The sequence below is a fragment of the Psychromonas sp. genome (assembly GCF_983033635.1).
In genome coordinates, this window is sequence record NZ_CEZLMY010000228.1 from 1 (window position 1) to 484 (window position 484).

The 484-nt window shown below is 33.1% G+C and carries 1 protein-coding gene; it reads left to right on the plus strand.

The features are described 5' to 3' along the window. The first annotated feature begins 43 nt into the window (after nucleotides 1-43). Nucleotides 44-280, plus strand: a complete 237-nt coding sequence (locus AC4GME_RS17470) for a hypothetical protein (RefSeq protein WP_490379909.1) — start codon at nucleotides 44-46, stop codon at nucleotides 278-280. The last annotated feature ends 204 nt before the right edge of the window (nucleotides 281-484 follow it).

Here is a 484-nt window from a genome sequence, read left to right on the forward strand (position 1 = left end):
GTAAAGCTATATTTAAAGTCTCTTTAACGAAAAAGGGGTTAAAATGATTAATTTAAAAAATTACTTTTTAGTTGTAATATTTTCATCAATTAGTTCGCCTGTATTTGCTTACCTTGATCCAGCGACAGGCAGTATTATCCTACAAGGTCTGATAGCCACAATAGCTCTGCTACTAGGTACTTTTAAATTTTGGTGGTATAGAATAACTGCTTTTTTTACAGGTCAAAAAGATGAAGAATTGTTAGATGATGATGACGATTCCGAAGAGCATAATAAATAATTATAGAGCAATTTCATTGCTCAAAATCCCAGCAAAACGGATTATAAAGTAATATGACGGCTCACAGCTGAGCTTTTTGCTTGCTATGCAGGATAACTTTATACGTTTATCTATAAAACTGTTTTTAAACAACAATAAACGTTCGCCCTTTGCCTGCAGTAAACAAACCTTTACCATCTTGTTGAAATGCCCCTTCAATTTGGT